The 14,446-nt window shown below is 69.8% G+C and carries 15 protein-coding genes; 3 read left to right on the top strand and 12 right to left on the bottom strand.

What is annotated here, in order from left to right; translation table 11 throughout:
• Positions 1 to 130 precede the first annotated feature (130 nt).
• Genes oppB through K344_RS0105845 form a run of 3 tightly spaced genes read left to right on the top strand, consistent with a single transcriptional unit; the run spans position 131 to position 2,863 of the window.
• A complete protein-coding gene (gene oppB, locus K344_RS0105855; RefSeq protein ID WP_028079878.1) occupies positions 131 to 1,054 on the top strand; it encodes an oligopeptide ABC transporter permease OppB in 924 nt (307 codons plus the stop codon).
• Between the two features lie 10 nt (positions 1,055 to 1,064).
• Positions 1,065 to 1,901, top strand: coding sequence for an ABC transporter permease subunit (locus K344_RS0105850; protein WP_028079877.1), 837 nt, complete (start codon positions 1,065 to 1,067; stop codon positions 1,899 to 1,901).
• Complete coding sequence (locus K344_RS0105845; protein WP_028079876.1) at positions 1,898 to 2,863, top strand: ABC transporter ATP-binding protein; 966 nt, start codon at positions 1,898 to 1,900, stop codon at positions 2,861 to 2,863. The genes K344_RS0105850 and K344_RS0105845 overlap by 4 nt, the downstream gene beginning before the upstream one ends.
• Before the next feature lie 177 nt (positions 2,864 to 3,040).
• Here K344_RS0105845 and K344_RS0105840 read toward each other — a convergent pair whose 3' ends face one another.
• The 12 genes from K344_RS0105840 to K344_RS0105785 all read right to left on the bottom strand — a co-directional run bounded on the left by K344_RS0105840 (position 3,041) and on the right by K344_RS0105785 (position 14,382).
• Positions 3,041 to 3,448 (bottom strand): tRNA-binding protein, encoded by a 408-nt coding sequence (locus tag K344_RS0105840; protein WP_028079875.1) that lies wholly within the window; start codon positions 3,446 to 3,448, stop codon positions 3,041 to 3,043.
• A 2-nt stretch (positions 3,449 to 3,450) separates the two neighbouring features.
• Positions 3,451 to 4,530 (bottom strand): branched-chain amino acid aminotransferase, encoded by a 1,080-nt coding sequence (locus K344_RS0105835; protein WP_245586125.1) that lies wholly within the window; start codon positions 4,528 to 4,530, stop codon positions 3,451 to 3,453.
• 26 nt (positions 4,531 to 4,556) lie between these two features.
• The gene (ilvB, locus tag K344_RS0105830; RefSeq protein WP_028079873.1) at positions 4,557 to 6,233 is read right to left on the bottom strand and encodes a biosynthetic-type acetolactate synthase large subunit; all 1,677 of its coding nucleotides are present in this window, start codon (positions 6,231 to 6,233) and stop codon (positions 4,557 to 4,559) included.
• 260 nt (positions 6,234 to 6,493) lie between these two features.
• The gene (gene gloA, locus K344_RS0105825; protein WP_028079872.1) at positions 6,494 to 6,883 is read right to left on the bottom strand and encodes a lactoylglutathione lyase; all 390 of its coding nucleotides are present in this window, start codon (positions 6,881 to 6,883) and stop codon (positions 6,494 to 6,496) included.
• A gap of 170 nt (positions 6,884 to 7,053) precedes the next feature.
• Positions 7,054 to 7,836 carry a DUF2884 family protein gene (locus tag K344_RS0105820; RefSeq protein ID WP_028079871.1) on the bottom strand — a complete coding sequence of 261 codons (783 nt, stop codon included), beginning with the start codon at positions 7,834 to 7,836 and terminating at the stop codon, positions 7,054 to 7,056.
• 169 nt (positions 7,837 to 8,005) lie between these two features.
• A complete protein-coding gene (locus tag K344_RS0105815; protein WP_028079870.1) occupies positions 8,006 to 9,055 on the bottom strand; it encodes a saccharopine dehydrogenase family protein in 1,050 nt (349 codons plus the stop codon).
• A 13-nt stretch (positions 9,056 to 9,068) separates the two neighbouring features.
• Positions 9,069 to 9,815: an SDR family oxidoreductase gene (locus K344_RS0105810; RefSeq protein ID WP_028079869.1), complete on the bottom strand. Its 747-nt coding sequence runs from the start codon at positions 9,813 to 9,815 to the stop codon at positions 9,069 to 9,071.
• 63 nt (positions 9,816 to 9,878) lie between these two features.
• Complete coding sequence (locus tag K344_RS0105805) at positions 9,879 to 10,568, bottom strand: histidine phosphatase family protein (protein WP_028079868.1); 690 nt, start codon at positions 10,566 to 10,568, stop codon at positions 9,879 to 9,881.
• Positions 10,568 to 11,647, bottom strand: coding sequence for a phosphotransferase family protein (locus tag K344_RS0105800; protein ID WP_028079867.1), 1,080 nt, complete (start codon positions 11,645 to 11,647; stop codon positions 10,568 to 10,570). The genes K344_RS0105805 and K344_RS0105800 overlap by 1 nt, the downstream gene beginning before the upstream one ends.
• Positions 11,644 to 12,228, bottom strand: a complete 585-nt coding sequence (locus K344_RS20440; RefSeq protein WP_211234477.1) for an alpha/beta fold hydrolase — start codon at positions 12,226 to 12,228, stop codon at positions 11,644 to 11,646. The genes K344_RS0105800 and K344_RS20440 overlap by 4 nt, the downstream gene beginning before the upstream one ends.
• Before the next feature lie 49 nt (positions 12,229 to 12,277).
• A complete protein-coding gene (locus tag K344_RS20435) occupies positions 12,278 to 13,135 on the bottom strand; it encodes an SDR family oxidoreductase (RefSeq protein ID WP_043113850.1) in 858 nt (285 codons plus the stop codon).
• Entirely contained in the window at positions 13,132 to 14,382 is a 1,251-nt protein-coding gene (locus tag K344_RS0105785) for an acyl-CoA dehydrogenase family protein (RefSeq protein WP_028079866.1), read from the bottom strand. The genes K344_RS20435 and K344_RS0105785 overlap by 4 nt, the downstream gene beginning before the upstream one ends.
• Positions 14,383 to 14,446: the final 64 nt, after the last annotated feature.

The following is a 14,446-nucleotide window of genomic DNA, read 5'->3' as shown; positions in this document are numbered from 1 at the left end:
ACGATGCTCGAGCCCGCCATGAGCGACTGGAATAGCGCGTCAGGAATTCGTTCGTGCTTGAGCCCTCCCTTGGCGAGGGCCGAGGTCTCCCGGCAAGCGGGGAGAGGAGGTTTTCTTTGGTCGTAGCGCCATGACCCGCTTCGCAATCCGCCGCTTGGCCTCGGCCGTCCCGACCCTGTTCGTGCTGCTGACGCTGGCCTTTTTCCTGATGCGCGCCGCGCCGGGCGGGCCGTTCGACGGCGAACGCACGCTACCGCCGCAGATCGAGGCAGCCCTGCGCGCCGAATACCATCTCGACGAGCCGCTGTGGCGGCAGTACGCGCGCTATCTCGCCGACCTCGCGCACGGTGATCTCGGTCCCTCGTTCCAGTACGAGGGCTATCGCGTTTCCGAGCTGATCGCGGCGGCCCTGCCGGTGTCGCTGCGCCTCGGCATCGGCGCGCTCGCGCTGGCGCTGCTGATCGGCTCGGCGATCGGCTTCGTCGCGGCGCGCTGGCCGGACACGATCGTCGATCGTGGGTTGATGACCTTGGCGCTGCTCGGCGTCTCGATTCCGAATTACGTCGTCGCGCCCTTGCTGATTCTGCTGTTCGCGATCGGTCTCGGCGTGCTGCCCGCGGGCGGCTGGCGGCCGGGCAGCGTCGCCGACATGCTGCTGCCGGTCGTGGCCCTCGCGCTGCCGCAGATCGCCTACGTCGCGCGCCTGCTGCGCGGCGGCCTGCTGGAGGCCATGACGGCGCCGTTCGTGCGCACCGCACGCGCCAAGGGTCTCGACGAATCGGCGGTCCTGCTGCGCCACGCCCTGCGTCCGGCGCTGCTGCCGGTGATCTCGCATCTCGGCCCCGCGGCGGCGGGTCTGATCACCGGCTCGGTGGTCATCGAACAGGTCTTCAACATCCCGGGACTCGGCCGCTACTTCGTGCAGGCGGCGCTGAACCGCGACTACACGCTGGTGCTCGGCGCCGTGCTGCTGTACGGCAGCCTCATCATCGCCTGCAATTTCATCGTCGATCTGCTGTACGGCGCGCTCGACCCGCGCCTGCGCCTGGCATGAATCCGCGCCGATGAACTTCCTGCGTCACGATCGCGCGCTGTCGATCGCCGTCGTGCTGCTGGCGGTGCTGCTCGTGTTCGTCGTCGTCGGCCCGTGGTTCAGTCCGTATGCCTGCGACGAGATCGATTTCGCCGGCGACTGGTCGGCGCCGCCGACGCTCGCCGGCGCGCACTGGTTCGGCACCGACAGCCTCGGCCGCGATCTGTTCGTGCGCGGCCTCTGCGGCGGCCGCCTGTCGCTGCTGGTCGGCCTGGCCTCGACGCTCGTCTCGCTGCTGATCGGCGTGCTGTACGGCGCCGTCGCGGGGTACGTCGGCGGACGCCTCGACACGCTGATGATGCGCGGCGTCGACGTGCTCTACGCGCTGCCGTTCATGTTCTTCGTCATCGTGCTGATGGTGCTGTTCGGACGTCATCTGCTGCTGATGTTCGTTGCCATCGGCGCGGTCAACTGGCTCGACATGGCGCGCGTCGTGCGCGGCCAGACGCTGGCCCTGCGCCGTCGCGACTTCGTCGCCGCGGCGCAGCTCTCCGGGCTGCGCGATCGTGACATCATCCTCCGTCACATCGTGCCGAACCTCGCCTCGACCGTCGTCGTCTATGCCGCGCTGACCTTGCCGCAGGTGATCCTCATCGAATCCTTTCTCAGCTTCCTGGGCCTCGGCGTGCAGGAGCCGGCGACCAGCTGGGGCGCGCTCGTCAACGACGGCGCGCGCGAGATGGAAACGGCGCCGTGGTCGCTGCTTTTTCCGGCGACGCTGCTGACCGCCACTTTGCTGCTGCTCAACGTGATCGGCGAGCGCTTGCGTCTGCGCTTCGCGCGGCCGGCCACGAGCGAGGTGCGATGAGCCTGCTCGACGTGCGCGGCTTGTGTCTGACGCTCGATCGCGGCCACGCATCGCACACGATCGTCGACGATCTCTCCTTCACGCTCGATCGCGGCGAGAGCCTGGCCGTGGTCGGCGAATCGGGCTCCGGCAAGACGCAGGCGGCGCTCGCGCTGCTCGGCCTGCAGGCACCGGCCCTGCGTGCGCGGGGCAGTGCGCGCTTCGAAGGCTTCGAGCTGATCGGCGCGGCAGCCGCGGCACTGCGGCGCGTGCGCGGCGCGCGCATCGGCTTCGTCTTCCAGGACCCCGCGACGAGCCTCAATCCCTATCTCACGGTCGGCGCGCAGATTGCCGAAATGCTCGAACTGCACCAGGGTGCGACGCGGCCGGCGGCGCTCGCCGAAGCGCGGCGCCTGCTCGACGCCGTGCGCATCGCCGACGCGCCGCGACGCCTCGCCCAGTATCCACACGAAATGTCGGGCGGCATGCGGCAGCGCGTGATGATCGCCATCGCGCTCGCCTGCCGGCCGCAGCTCCTGATCGCCGACGAACCGACCACCGCGCTCGACGTGACCGTGCAACAGCAGCTCATCACGCTGCTCGGCGATCTGCGCCGCGAATTCGCGCTCGCGCTGCTGCTGATCACGCATGATCTCGGCGTCGTCGCCGAGCTTTGCGAGCGCACGCTGGTGCTCTATGCCGGGCGCATGATGGAGACGGGCGCGACGGCACACGTGCTCGCGCGGCCGGCGCATCCCTATACGCAGGCCCTGCTGCGCGCGCGTCCGCGCCTCGACGGTGATACGCGCGTGCCCCTGTACGCGATTCCGGGCGCGCCGCCACGGGCCGGCCAGGCGGGTGGCGGCTGCGTGTTCGCGCCACGCTGCACGCAGGCCATGGAAGTCTGCGTGCAACTGCGGCCGGCGGCGCAAGGCATCGGCGACGCCCGGCGCGCCTGCCATCTGCAAGCGACGACGCCGTGATCCCCGTTCCCCTCCGCCCGCAGCGGGCGGAGGGTTTGGCCCCTCCTCACCCAACCCTCTCCTCCGGAGAAGGAGAGGGCTCGGGCGCGGAGGCGCGTGGCGAGCGATGCCGCGAGATGCCGTTCCCCTCCGCCCGTAGCGGGCGGAGGGGTCAGGGGAGGTGGGCGCGGGCGGGTGTCACGCGATCGGCGCGCCGTCCGGCGGGCCGCCTTCGGGTCCGCGATCCGGCGCCAGCAGATGCACGCGTCCGTCCGGAGCGAGCGCGCCGAGCACGAGGAACTCGCTCTTGAAGCCGGCGATGCGCTTCTCGCCGAGATTGAGGGCACCGACCACGCGGCGGCCGATCAGCGTCTCGGCCGGATAGTGCGTGATCTGCGCGCTGGTCTCGAGCACGCCGACGACGGGGCCGAAATCGACGCGCAGGCGGTAGGCGGGCTTGCGTGCCTGCGGGAAGGGTTCGGCGGCCAGCACCGTGCCGACGCGCAGGTCGACGGCGACGAAGCCGTCGACGCCGCAGACGTCCTTGCGGGGCAGCTTGTCCGGCGCATACGGCAGGGCGTCGCCGTCGATGACGTGCTGCACCATGCTCAGGCCTGCGGCGTCGGCACGGCGGCGCGCCATTCGCGCAGCGCGTGCGTGCTGCCTTCCTGGACTTGCTTGAGTCCTTCGTAGACGCGCGCGGCGAGGCCGGTATCGCTGAACAGGATCGAGCGCGAGCCGTCGCCGATTTCGGCGATCGTCACCGTGCGCGCCGCCGTGCCGACGCCGAAGGCGGTGCCGAGCTGGCCGGCCATCTGCGCGTGCATCAGCTCGTCGAGACTGAGGTTGTGCTCGGAGACGCGCACGCCGGAGGCCGCCAGCAGGCGCAGCACGCTGTCGCGCGTGATGCCGGCGAGGATGGTGCCGTCGAGCGGCGGTGTCAGCACCTCGTCGCCGATCTGCACGAAGATGTTCATGGTGCCGGCTTCGCCGAGCTGGCGATGTGTCAGCGCGTCGAGCCACACCACGTCGTCGTAACCGCGTTCCTTGGCGCGCTGCAGGCCGGCGAGGCCGGCCGCGTAGTTGCCGCCGGTCTTGGCGGCGCCGAGGCCGCCGGGCGCGGCGCGCGTCAGTTCGAGTTCGGCCCACAGGCGCACGGTCTTCGGCGCCGGGTCCGAGCACGGCGTGACGGCGACGGCGAGACGATGCCGCGTCGCCGGCCGGAAGCCGAGCGCATCTTCCTCGGCGTACAGCGTCGGCCGCAGGTAGAGCGCGCCGCGGCCGTGCGGCGGCACGTACCGGGCGTGCACCTGCACGGCGAGCTGGCAGAGCGTCATGAACAGTTCTTCGGGCGGCTCCGGCATGACCAGACGCCGCGCGCTCTGCTGCAGGCGGCGCGCGTGATCGCGCGGCCGGAACAGGTGGATGTTGCCTTGCGGATCGCGATAGGCCTTGAGGCCTTCGAAGACCGAAAAGCCGTACTGCAGGCCGCCGCTGGCGACCGGCACCGGCAGCGCGCTGCGGGCGCTGACGCTGGGTGCGTGCCAGCCGCTGTCGTCGCCGTGCTGGGCGTGCACGAGGTAGGGGCCGAGCAGGCGGCCGAAGCCGAGCTGCTCGGGCTGCGGCCAGTCGGCCGGCAGGGCGGCTTCGTAGAGCGCCTGGTAGGACCCGGGCGGGGGCGTGTGCATCTTCAGCTCCGTTGTCATTCGTAAGGTTAACCAAGTGCTTCGGTATTGGCGCTGCCGGGCGTCACCATCGGCAGCACCATTTCGTCGGCGGCGATCGGCGCGCGGATCAGCAGCGGACCCGGCTGCGCGAAGGCGTCGCGCAGCGCCTGCGCCGGATCGCGCACGAAGCCGAGATCGAGCGCCGGGATGCCGAAGCCCTCGGCGATCGCGCAGCAGGACGGCGGCGCGCGGTACAGCGAGGCGCTGTAGCGCGCGTCGTAGAACAGATTCTGCTGCTGCCGCACGAGGCCCAGCGCGCTGTTGTCCATCACCACGATCTTCACGTTCGCCTGCGTCTCGGCCAGCGTCGCCAGCTCCTGCACCGTCATCAGCAGTGAACCGTCGCCGGAGAAACAGACCGCGCCGGCGTGCGGAAGTGCCAGCGCCGCACCGATCGCCGACGGCAGGCCGAAGCCCATCGTGCCGAGTCCGCCGGAGGTGAGCCAGCGATCGCCGCGCCGGAACGGGTAAGCCTGCGCGACCCACATCTGGTGCTGGCCGACGTCGGTGGTGATCGCCGTTTCCGGGTCGATCAGCGCGGCGATGGTCGCGATCAGGCCATACGGCCGGCGCGGGTCGTCGCGGCCCGGCTGCGCCAGCGGCCATTCGCGGCGCAGCGTGCCGACGCGGGCCAGCCAGTCGGCGCGCAGCTGCGGCTTCACCGCCCCGGCCAGCGCACGCAGGGCGGCGCCGGCGTCGGCTTCGATCGCGAGCGTCGGCTTGCGCAGCTTGCCGAGTTCGCGGCGATCGGCATCGACGTGAATCACCTGCGCGTTCGGCGCAAAGCGATCGAGACGGCCGGTGGCGCGATCGTCGAAGCGCGCGCCGACGGCGATCAGCAGATCGCACTCGTCGATCACGCGATTCGTGTAGCGCGCGCCGTGCATGCCGAGCATGCCGAGCGCCAAGGGGTGATCCGGCGGCAGGGTGCCGAGCGCCATCAGCGTCGTCGTCGTCGGCAGGCCGGCGCATTCGGCCAGCGCTTGCGCGGCCGACTGCGCGCGCGCCTGCGTGACGCCGCCGCCCAGATACAGGACCGGCCGCCGGGCCCGCGCGATCAGGTCCGCCGCCCGCAGGATCGCCGTGGCGTCCGGCGCCGGTGCGCGCTGCGGCGTGATGCTTCGCGGGATGCGCTCGATGCGCAGGCGTTCGGTCTGCACGTCCTTCGGCACATCGAGCACGACCGGGCCGGGCCGACCGCTCTCGGCGATGCGGAACGCTTCCGGCAGCAGATCGACCAGCTCGTCGGCCGAGCGCACGTGGAACTGCGCTTTCGTGATCGAATCGACGATGTGGCAGGTGCGCACTTCCTGGAACGCGTCGGTGCCGATCAGCGCGCGCGGCACCTGGCCGGCGATGCAGACCAGCGGCACCGAATCGGCCTTGGCGTCGGCGATCGCCGTCACCGTGTTGGTGATGCCGGGCCCGGAGGTCGCGAAGCAGACGCCGGCGCGGCCGCCGACGCGGGCGATGCCTTGGGCGATGAACGCCGCGCCCTGTTCATGGCGCGCGAGCACGTGCGTCAGCTTCGAATCGGCGAGCGCCCGATACAGTGGCAGCAGTGCGCCGCCCGGGATGCCGGCGACGAAGGCCGCGCTCGGGCCGACCGCGTCGACGCGGTCTTCGAGGAAGCGGGTGATCAGTTGTGCGCCATTGAGGTCCATGTCGGTTCCAAAGGTGAAGCCCTTGGCGATGGACCGGCGGTTTCCTGAACGCTGAAACGGAAAACCCCCGCCGGTCGATGCGCCGGCGGGGGTTCGATGCGTGCAGCAGCCCCTACGGCGCGTCGGTAACGACGACCGCAACTACGAGAATGAGGGTCTGCTGCTTGAAGTTCATTGCATTCGCTCGAGGGAAAGCGCGCGCAGTCTAGCGGCGCGGGCGAACCCTGCGCAAGCGCCGGCCTCCATCGCGTCAACCGGCTTCAATGCGCGCCCTTCTGGATGAACTCGATCTTGTAGCCGTCCGGATCTTCGACGAAGGCGATGACCGTGGTGCCGTGCTTCATCGGCCCGGCTTCGCGCGTGACCTTGCCGCCGCGCTGCCGGACCCGTGCGCAGGCCTGGTAGGCATCGTCGACTTCGAGGGCGATGTGGCCGTAGGCGCTGCCGAGCTCGTAGCGGTCGACGCCCCAGTTGTAGGTGAGCTCGAGGACCGCGCCCTCGGCTTCGTCCTGGTAGCCGACGAAGGCGAGCGTGAACTTGCCGTCCGGATATTCGTGGCGGCGCAGCAGCTTCATGCCGAGCACGTCGCGATAGAAGGCGATCGAGCGATCGAGATCGCCGACGCGGAGCATGGTGTGGAGGATGCGCATGGTGGAGGTGTGCTTGCGGGTGGCGGGGAACGGCGCGCACGGTGCCAGCGCGTGGCGGGCGATGCAAGCCGTATCGAATCACCGTGCGCAATCTTCCACGGATCCAACAAAATGATTCCCTCTCCCCATCGCGGAGCGATGAGGAGAGGGAATTCGCTAGGCACGCCGGCTCAGAACGGGAACGAAACGCCGTGCTTCGCCTTCGTGGCAGCGGCGGCCTTCTGTTCGACTTCGATCGCGTCGATGCCCAGCGTCGTCTCCAGGCGGTCGAGCTGCACGAACTGCGCGCACAGCGGCCGCGCCCGCGCTTCGAGCGCGTCCGCCTTCGGCTGCAGGCGGCGTTCGACGATGCGTTCGGTGGCGTCGGCGCGCGCCTCGATCTTGCCCGGGTTGACCAGCGCGGTGAACACCATCGAGGCGATGTTGCCGCTCATGTCGGTGGCAATGTCCTCCGCCAGTTCATCGATCTCGCCGTCGAGCGCCGCGTCGTCGACGTTTTCGCCGAGCGCGCCGCGCAGCAGCTCGCGGCCGTTGTAGCGCGTGTGGATCTGCTCGCTGAGCCGGGCCATGCGCGACTCGTATTTGTGCAGATCATGCGCGTCGCCGCCGAGCGCGGCGAACGACACCGTCACCGCTTCGAGGCCGAGCATGGCGCCGTCGACCGCGATCGCGCTGACCGCCGGCACCATGCGCTGCAGGCCGCGGCGATACTGGTCGGCGGCGGCATGCTGTTCGCCGTTCAGCGCCAGCTCGCTGCCGTTGCGCCAGACGCGGTCGCCGTCGAAGCGATAGTCGCCGCCGTCGCCATGCAGCTCGACGCTGTCGCCCTTGAGCGCGACATCCGCCTGCAGGCTGAACTGGCACTCGGCGGTCTGCGCCGCCGCGGCGCGGCCCGGGGTGGCGGTGAAAGCGACGAGGACGGCGAGCGGAACGAGGGCGAAGGGCTTGAGCATGGCTGGAACTCCCGGAACGGTGTGCGTGTGCCAGGGAGTCCGCAAAGCCTTTGCCAGTTTTTCGACCCTTTTCAATCAATGAGTTATGTGCGTCGCCGATCTTGACGTGGCGAGATCGGCGACGCGCTTGGGAATTGCCACCATTAGTTGGCGCATTCCCGAGTCCGCTTCAGCTGATCTGCAAAGGCCCCGACCCGGGCAGCCGGGCGACCAGATCGGCGCCGCAAAGCTTCGACGGCGTGTAGGCGCCGCCGGCCGGCCGGCCCTGCGCGAGGAAGTCGACGACGGCCAGCGCCCCGGTCACGGTCAACGCGTAGCCGTTGGCGACCTTGATGCGCGCCGTCTTCGTTGCGCCGGCGGCATTGCGCGCCTCGCCCCACACATAGGTCGGCAGCTTGTCGCGCTGCGCGGCGTTCGGACCCTTGACGGTCTTGCCGATGCGGTTCTTGAGGAAGCGCTGCACGAAGCCGAGGCCGAGGAACCAGCGGAAGTAGTTGGCGCGCCTGGCGTTGGCGATCATGGCCGGCGAGCCGGGAATGAAGACCTCGATGTTCGGAATGCCGGTGCTGAAGTACGCCGTGCAGACGTCGCCCCAGGGAATCGTCATCGCCAGCTTCTCGCCGTCGCCGAAGTCGATGCGGCGCACATGGTAGGCGAGCGGCACGGCGCGGATCACGCCGTTCTCGCGTACCTTGCCGCCCTGCGCGAGGCCCTCGACGGAGGTCTTCGCCGTGCCCGGCGAGAAGCCCGAGCGCGAATCGAAGCCGAGCGCCAGATGCGTGGCGTCCGGCAGCACGGCCTTGAGCTGCGCGGCGACGCAGTCGGTCGGAATCACGTCGAAGCCCACGCCGGGGCAGACCACGATGCCGGCCGCCTGCGCACGCGCATGCTGGGCGTGCGCATGCGCGAACACGGCGATTTCGCCGGTGATGTCGAGGTAATGCGCCTTCGCCTCGAGGCAGGCCTCGATCATCGGCGCGCTGGTCGCCGAGAATGGACCGGCGCAGTGCAGCACCAGCTCGATGCCGGCCAGACCCTTGCGCAAGGCCGACTCGTCGTCGAGCCCGAAGGCGCGCGATTCGAGACCCAGTTCGGCGGCCAGCGCCGCGAGCTTGTCCGCGCTGCGTCCCGCCAGCACCGGCCGCTGCCCGCGCTTCAGCGCTTCGCGCGCGATCAGCTCGCCGGTGTAGCCGTTGGCGCCATAGATCATCCATTGCATGTCGGTACGCTCCTCAGTTCATTCTGGCGACGATGCGCAGCGGCAGCAGGCGCATGGCGATGCCGAGCGGTGCCCACGGCCAGCGCGGCACGCAGGCGCTCGAAGGTTCGCGTTCGATCGCGCGCGCGAGCAGGCGGCAGCCGGTCTCTGTGTCGATCATGAACGGTGTGTGCTTCACCTTCTCGTTGATCTCCGAGCGAATGTAGCCCGGATAGATCGTGCTGACCTTGATCGGCGTAGCAAGCAGATCGGCGCGGATGCCTTCGGCGAGCGCGGCGACGCCGGCCTTGGTCGCGGCGTAGGTCGTCATGTTGCGCGGCATGCCGCGCAGGGCGCTCATCGACGAGATGACCACCAGATGCCCGGCGTTCTGTGCGCGGAAGATTTCCAGTGCCGCCTCGCACTGCGCGAGCGCGGCGACGAAATTGGTTTCGGCCGTCTCGCGGTTGGCCCAGAAATAGCCGGTGCCGAGCGGCCGGCCCTTGCCGAGGCCGGCGTTGACGATGACGCGGTCCAGCGTGCCGAACTCGTCGCGAAAGGCGCGGAACACCTCGAACACCTGCTCGTAGTTCAGCACGTCGAGCGCGCGGCTCGACACCTTGATCGCCGGATGCGCCTGCAGCAGTTCCGCCTGCAGCTCGGCCAGGCGCTCGGTGCGGCGCGCGCACAGCGCCAGATCGTGGCCGCGCCTGGCGAACTCGCGCGCCATGCCGCGGCCGAGCCCGGAACTGGCGCCGGTGATGAGAATGGTCTTGCGCATCGAACACTCCGACGATCGTTGAGGCGAGCGGTCGGCGCGCGACCGCTCGCCTCAAGGTTCGTTTCAGCGGTACGAAATCAGGCGCGCCTCGTGTTCGAAATGCGCGTGCTCGTTGAAGCTCGACAGATACAGGCCGCGTTCACTGTAGATGAGCTTGGTGACGGCGGCATTGGCGAGGGTCCAGTTGAGGCGCGCCGTGCGCTCATCGGCGAGCGCGAGCCGATCGCGGATCACCGCGCTGATCGGGCCGCCGGAGGTGAACACCAGCGCGGTCTGCGACTTGCCGAGCCGCTCGCGCAGGCGCTGTACCGCGCCGGTGACCCGCGTGCAGAAGGCCGGCCAGCTCTCGGCGTAATCGGCGTCGTGCTCGCCGGAGATCCAGCGCCGCATCGCCTCCGCGAAGATGTCCTGGAAGGCGCGGCGCGGCTGCAGCGTCGCGGCGAGCTCGGCCATCATCACCGCCTTGCTGCGGAAGCGCGGGCGGTAGGCCTCGATCATCATCTCGTGGTCGTACTCGTTCCAGGCCGGATCGGTCTGCCACGGCGTCGCCAGGCCCATGGCCGCCAGGCAGCCGCTCGCGGTTTCGCGATGGCGCAGCATATCGCCGCAGACGACGAGATCGGGCCGCACGCCGCGCGCCGCCAGCGCACGGCCGAGCACGGCGGCCTGTTCCTCGCCGAGCGGCGACAGCTTGTCGTAGTCGCCGGCGCCGAACGAGGCCTGCCCGTGGCGAATGAGATAGATCGCGCCCATCAGGCCCGGGCCTCCCTGATGACGCGGCGGCTGCGCCAGATCAGGTAATTGGCGAGCAGCCAGAATGGCCTGAACGCCGGATTGCGCGTCTGCCGGTGGTGATAGCGGTAGTAGATCTGCTGGATGATCACCGCGAGGCGGAACAGGCCGTAGGTTTCATAGAAGGCCCAGTTGTCCGGCGCGAGTTTCATCTGCGCGCAGTAGTAGTCGACGATCTCGCGGCGCGTCAGCATGCCGGGCAGGTGCGTGGGCTGGCGGCGCATGCCGAGGATGAAGCGGTCGTCGCTCGCCTCGGCCCAGTAGGCGAGCGTGGTGCCGAGCTCCATCAGCGGATCGCCGAGCGTCGCCATTTCCCAGTCGAGCACGCCGATCACGCGTGTCGGATCGCTCGCGTCGAAGACCAGATTGTCGAGCCGCCAGTCGTTGTGGATCACGCAGGTGGCGACGTCGTCCGGGACATGGGCCTTCAGCCAGCGCATGACGTCGCGCCCGGGCAGCACGTTCCAGGTACGCGCCTTTTCCCAGCGATCGCACCAGCCGTCGATCTGCCGCCTCGCGTAGCCGCTGCCCTTGCCGAGTTTCTCCAGGCCCGCGGCCCGCCAGTCGACGCGATGCAGCTCGATCAGCTTGTCGATGACGTTGAAGCACAGCCGCCGGTTCTGCTCCGGCGTGAGGTGCACGCCGGGCGGCATGTTCTTGCGCGGGATCAGGCCTTCGATGCGATCCATCACGTAGAACTCGCAGCCGATCACCGCCGCGTCGCGGCACAGGCCGACCATGTTGGCCACCGCCGGATAGACCGGCTTCAGCGCCTTCTGCACCGAGTACTCGCGGTTCATGTCGTGCGCCGACTTGGCCTTGGTGCCGGACGGCGGGCGACGCAGGATCAGATCGCGGTTCTCGTACTGCAGGCGATAGGTCCAGTTCGAGGCACCGCCGGCGAACTGCGTCACCTGCGGTGTGCCGTGCAGCGCCACGCCCTGCGCCTGCAGCCAGGCGGTGACGGCGGCGCCATCGAGTTCCTCGCCGGCGCGCACGACGCCGGCGCGATCGACAGGCGGACGATCAGTGGTGCTCATGGTCGCGAATGAAGGCTTCGATCATCGGCTTGACGCGCTCCGCGCATTCGCGCCCGGCCGGATGCGCGGTACCGGACAGCAGCTCGAAGCGCGCGCCGGGAATGGCCTGCGCCATCGTGCGCGCTGACGAAGGCATCGATGACGCGCGCGGTCAGCGGCGGCCGGATGCCACCGAGCAGGCGGGTGATGGCGGCGCGGATCGGGAACTCGACGCGATGGCGCAGGCCGGCGCCCGAGGCGGTCGCGTTCATCAGCACCGCGACGCCGATGCGCTCCGCATGGCGGGCCGCCAAGGTTCCGCCGATCATGCCGCCCCAGCTGTTGCCGACCCAGTGCGCGCGCTCGATCCGCAGCGCGTCGAGGATCTGCACGATGCAGCGCGCGCATTCGTCGAAGCTGAAGGAGCGCGTCAGCGCTTCGCTGGCGCCGGCGCCGGGCGGGTCGATCAGCACCACGCGGTAGCCGCGCGCGGTGAAGCAGGCGGCCTGCGCGGCCCGCATCGAGCCGTCCATCAGCAGGCTCGGCCAGAACAGGATCGCGGGTCCGGTGCCGCCGACGCGCACGTGCAGCTCGCCGAGCACGCTCGGCACGCGCTGCGACCTCAGGCGCGGATCGCGGCTCACGGGCGGCTCAGTCGGCCACCGCACGCCGCGCGGCCTTGCCCATCATCTGCCGCGTCGCCTTGATCATCATGCGCGCGTAGAGCGGGTAGGGCAGCAGGCGCTTCAGGCGCCAGATGCGCGCCTCGCGTCGATGCGTGAGGATGTGGAAATCGCCGCGCCGGATGCCGTCGTAGACCTGCGCCGCGATCTCGTCGGCGCCGCGCCGCGCCTGGGTGACCAGCTTGTTCATCATGCGGCTCGAATCGGCATCGCCGGCGCGCGCGGTCTCGGTCAGATTGGTGCGGAAGAAGGCCGGGCAGACGACGGAGACCGTGATGCCGTCCTTCGCCAGCTCGACCTTCAGCGTTTCGGAGAGGGCGACGACCGCCGCCTTGACCGCGTTGTAGGCCGACATCAGCGGCGGATGGATCAGGCCCGCCATCGAGGCGACGTTGACGATGTGGCCGCGTTTCTGCGCGGCGAGCAGCGGCGTGAAGGCCTTGCAGCCGCGCACCACGCCGAGCAGGTTGATGTCGACGATCCACTGCCAGTCGGCGAGCGGCAGCTCGGTGATGCCGCCGCTGGCGGCGACGCCGGCATTGTTGACGACGACATCGGCGCCGCCCCACTGCGTTCGCAGCCATTGCGCCGCCGCTTCGAGGTCCGCCTCGCGCGTCACGTCGCAGTGCAGGTAATGCGCCTCGATGCCGCGTGCGCGCAGGGCCTGAAGCGCTTCGGCGCCGCGCGCGTCGTTGACGTCGCCGATGCAGACCCGGGCGCCGGCCCGTGCGTAGCGCTCGGCCAGCGCCCGGCCGAGGCCGGAGGCGCCGCCGGTGATGAACACTCTTTGCGTTCCGGCGCGCTGCGCGGCGCCGCGCGGACTCATGCGCGCACTCCGGCCTGCGCCATCAGCCTGGCGTGCTTGCCGAGCTCGACGCGGGCAATCATGCCGCGATGCACGGCGTCCGGGCCGTCGGCCAGGCGCAGGATGCGCGCCGTCGCGTACAGCGCCGTCAGCGGGAAGTCGTTGGAGAGCCCCGCGCCGCCGTGCAGCTGGATCGCTTCGCTGACGACCTGCTCGAGCACGTTCGGCGCCACGACCTTGATCGCCGAGATTTCGCTGAGCGCCGCGTGGACGCCGATCTTGTCGATCTTCCAGGCCGCGTACAGCGTCAACAGGCGCGCCTGGTCGATGGCGATGCGCAGATCGGCGATGCGCTCGCGGTTGCCGCCGAGCTGGATCAGCGGCTTGCCGAAGGCGACGCGTGTCAGGCCGCGCTCGATCATCAGCTCGAGCGCGCGCTCGGCGGCGCCGATGCAGCGCATGCAGTGATGGATGCGACCCGGCCCGAGACGACCCTGCGCGATCTCGAAGCCCTTGCCGACGCCCTTGATCAGGTTCGCTTTCGGCACGCGCACCTGGTCGAACTGCACCTCGCCGTGGCCGTAAGGCTCGTCGTACTCGTTGAACACCGGCAGCATGCGCAGGATCCGCACGCCCGGCGCGTCGAGCGGCACCAGCACCATGCTGTGCTGCTGATGGCGGTGCGCGCCGCGGTCCGACAGGCCCATGAAGATCGCGACCTGGCAGTTCGGGTGACCGATGCCGGTCGACCACCACTTGCGGCCGTCGAGGACGATCTCGTCACCGTCGACGATGGCCGTCGCCCGCATGTTGGTGGCATCGCTGGAGGCGACGTCGGGCTCGGTCATGCAGAAGGCGGAGCGGATCTTGCCGGCGAGCAGCGGCTCGAGCCAGCGTGCCTTCTGCTCGTCCGTGCCGTACTTCCACAGCACTTCCATGTTGCCGGTGTCCGGCGCGTTGCAGTTGAAGATCTCCGGCGCGAGAAAACTCCTGCCCATCTCCTCGGCGAGCGGCGCGTACTCCACGTTCGACAGGCCGGCGCCGAGTGCCGGATCGGGCAGGAACAGATTCCAGAGCCCGACCTCGCGTGCCTGCGCCTTCAGCGCCTCGACCTGCGGCGACACCTGCCAGCCGCGCCAGTCGCCGCCGTGCCCGGCGGCCTGCCGCTCCCGCAGGAGTTCCGCCTCGACCGGCGCAATGCGCTCACGCATGAAGGCGCGCACGCGCTTGATGAGCTCCTGCGCGCGCGGGCTGTGGGCGAAATCCATGACGGTCTCCTGCGATTCGATGGGCGCCACGATACGCCCCGTATTCCCATTCGATCCACTAATA

It is taken from the genome of Solimonas soli DSM 21787, assembly GCF_000474945.1.
Lineage (GTDB): Bacteria > Pseudomonadota > Gammaproteobacteria > Nevskiales > Nevskiaceae > Solimonas > Solimonas soli.
Note: the sequence above shows the minus strand (reverse complement) of the source record. Positions and strands in the feature narration are given on the sequence as shown.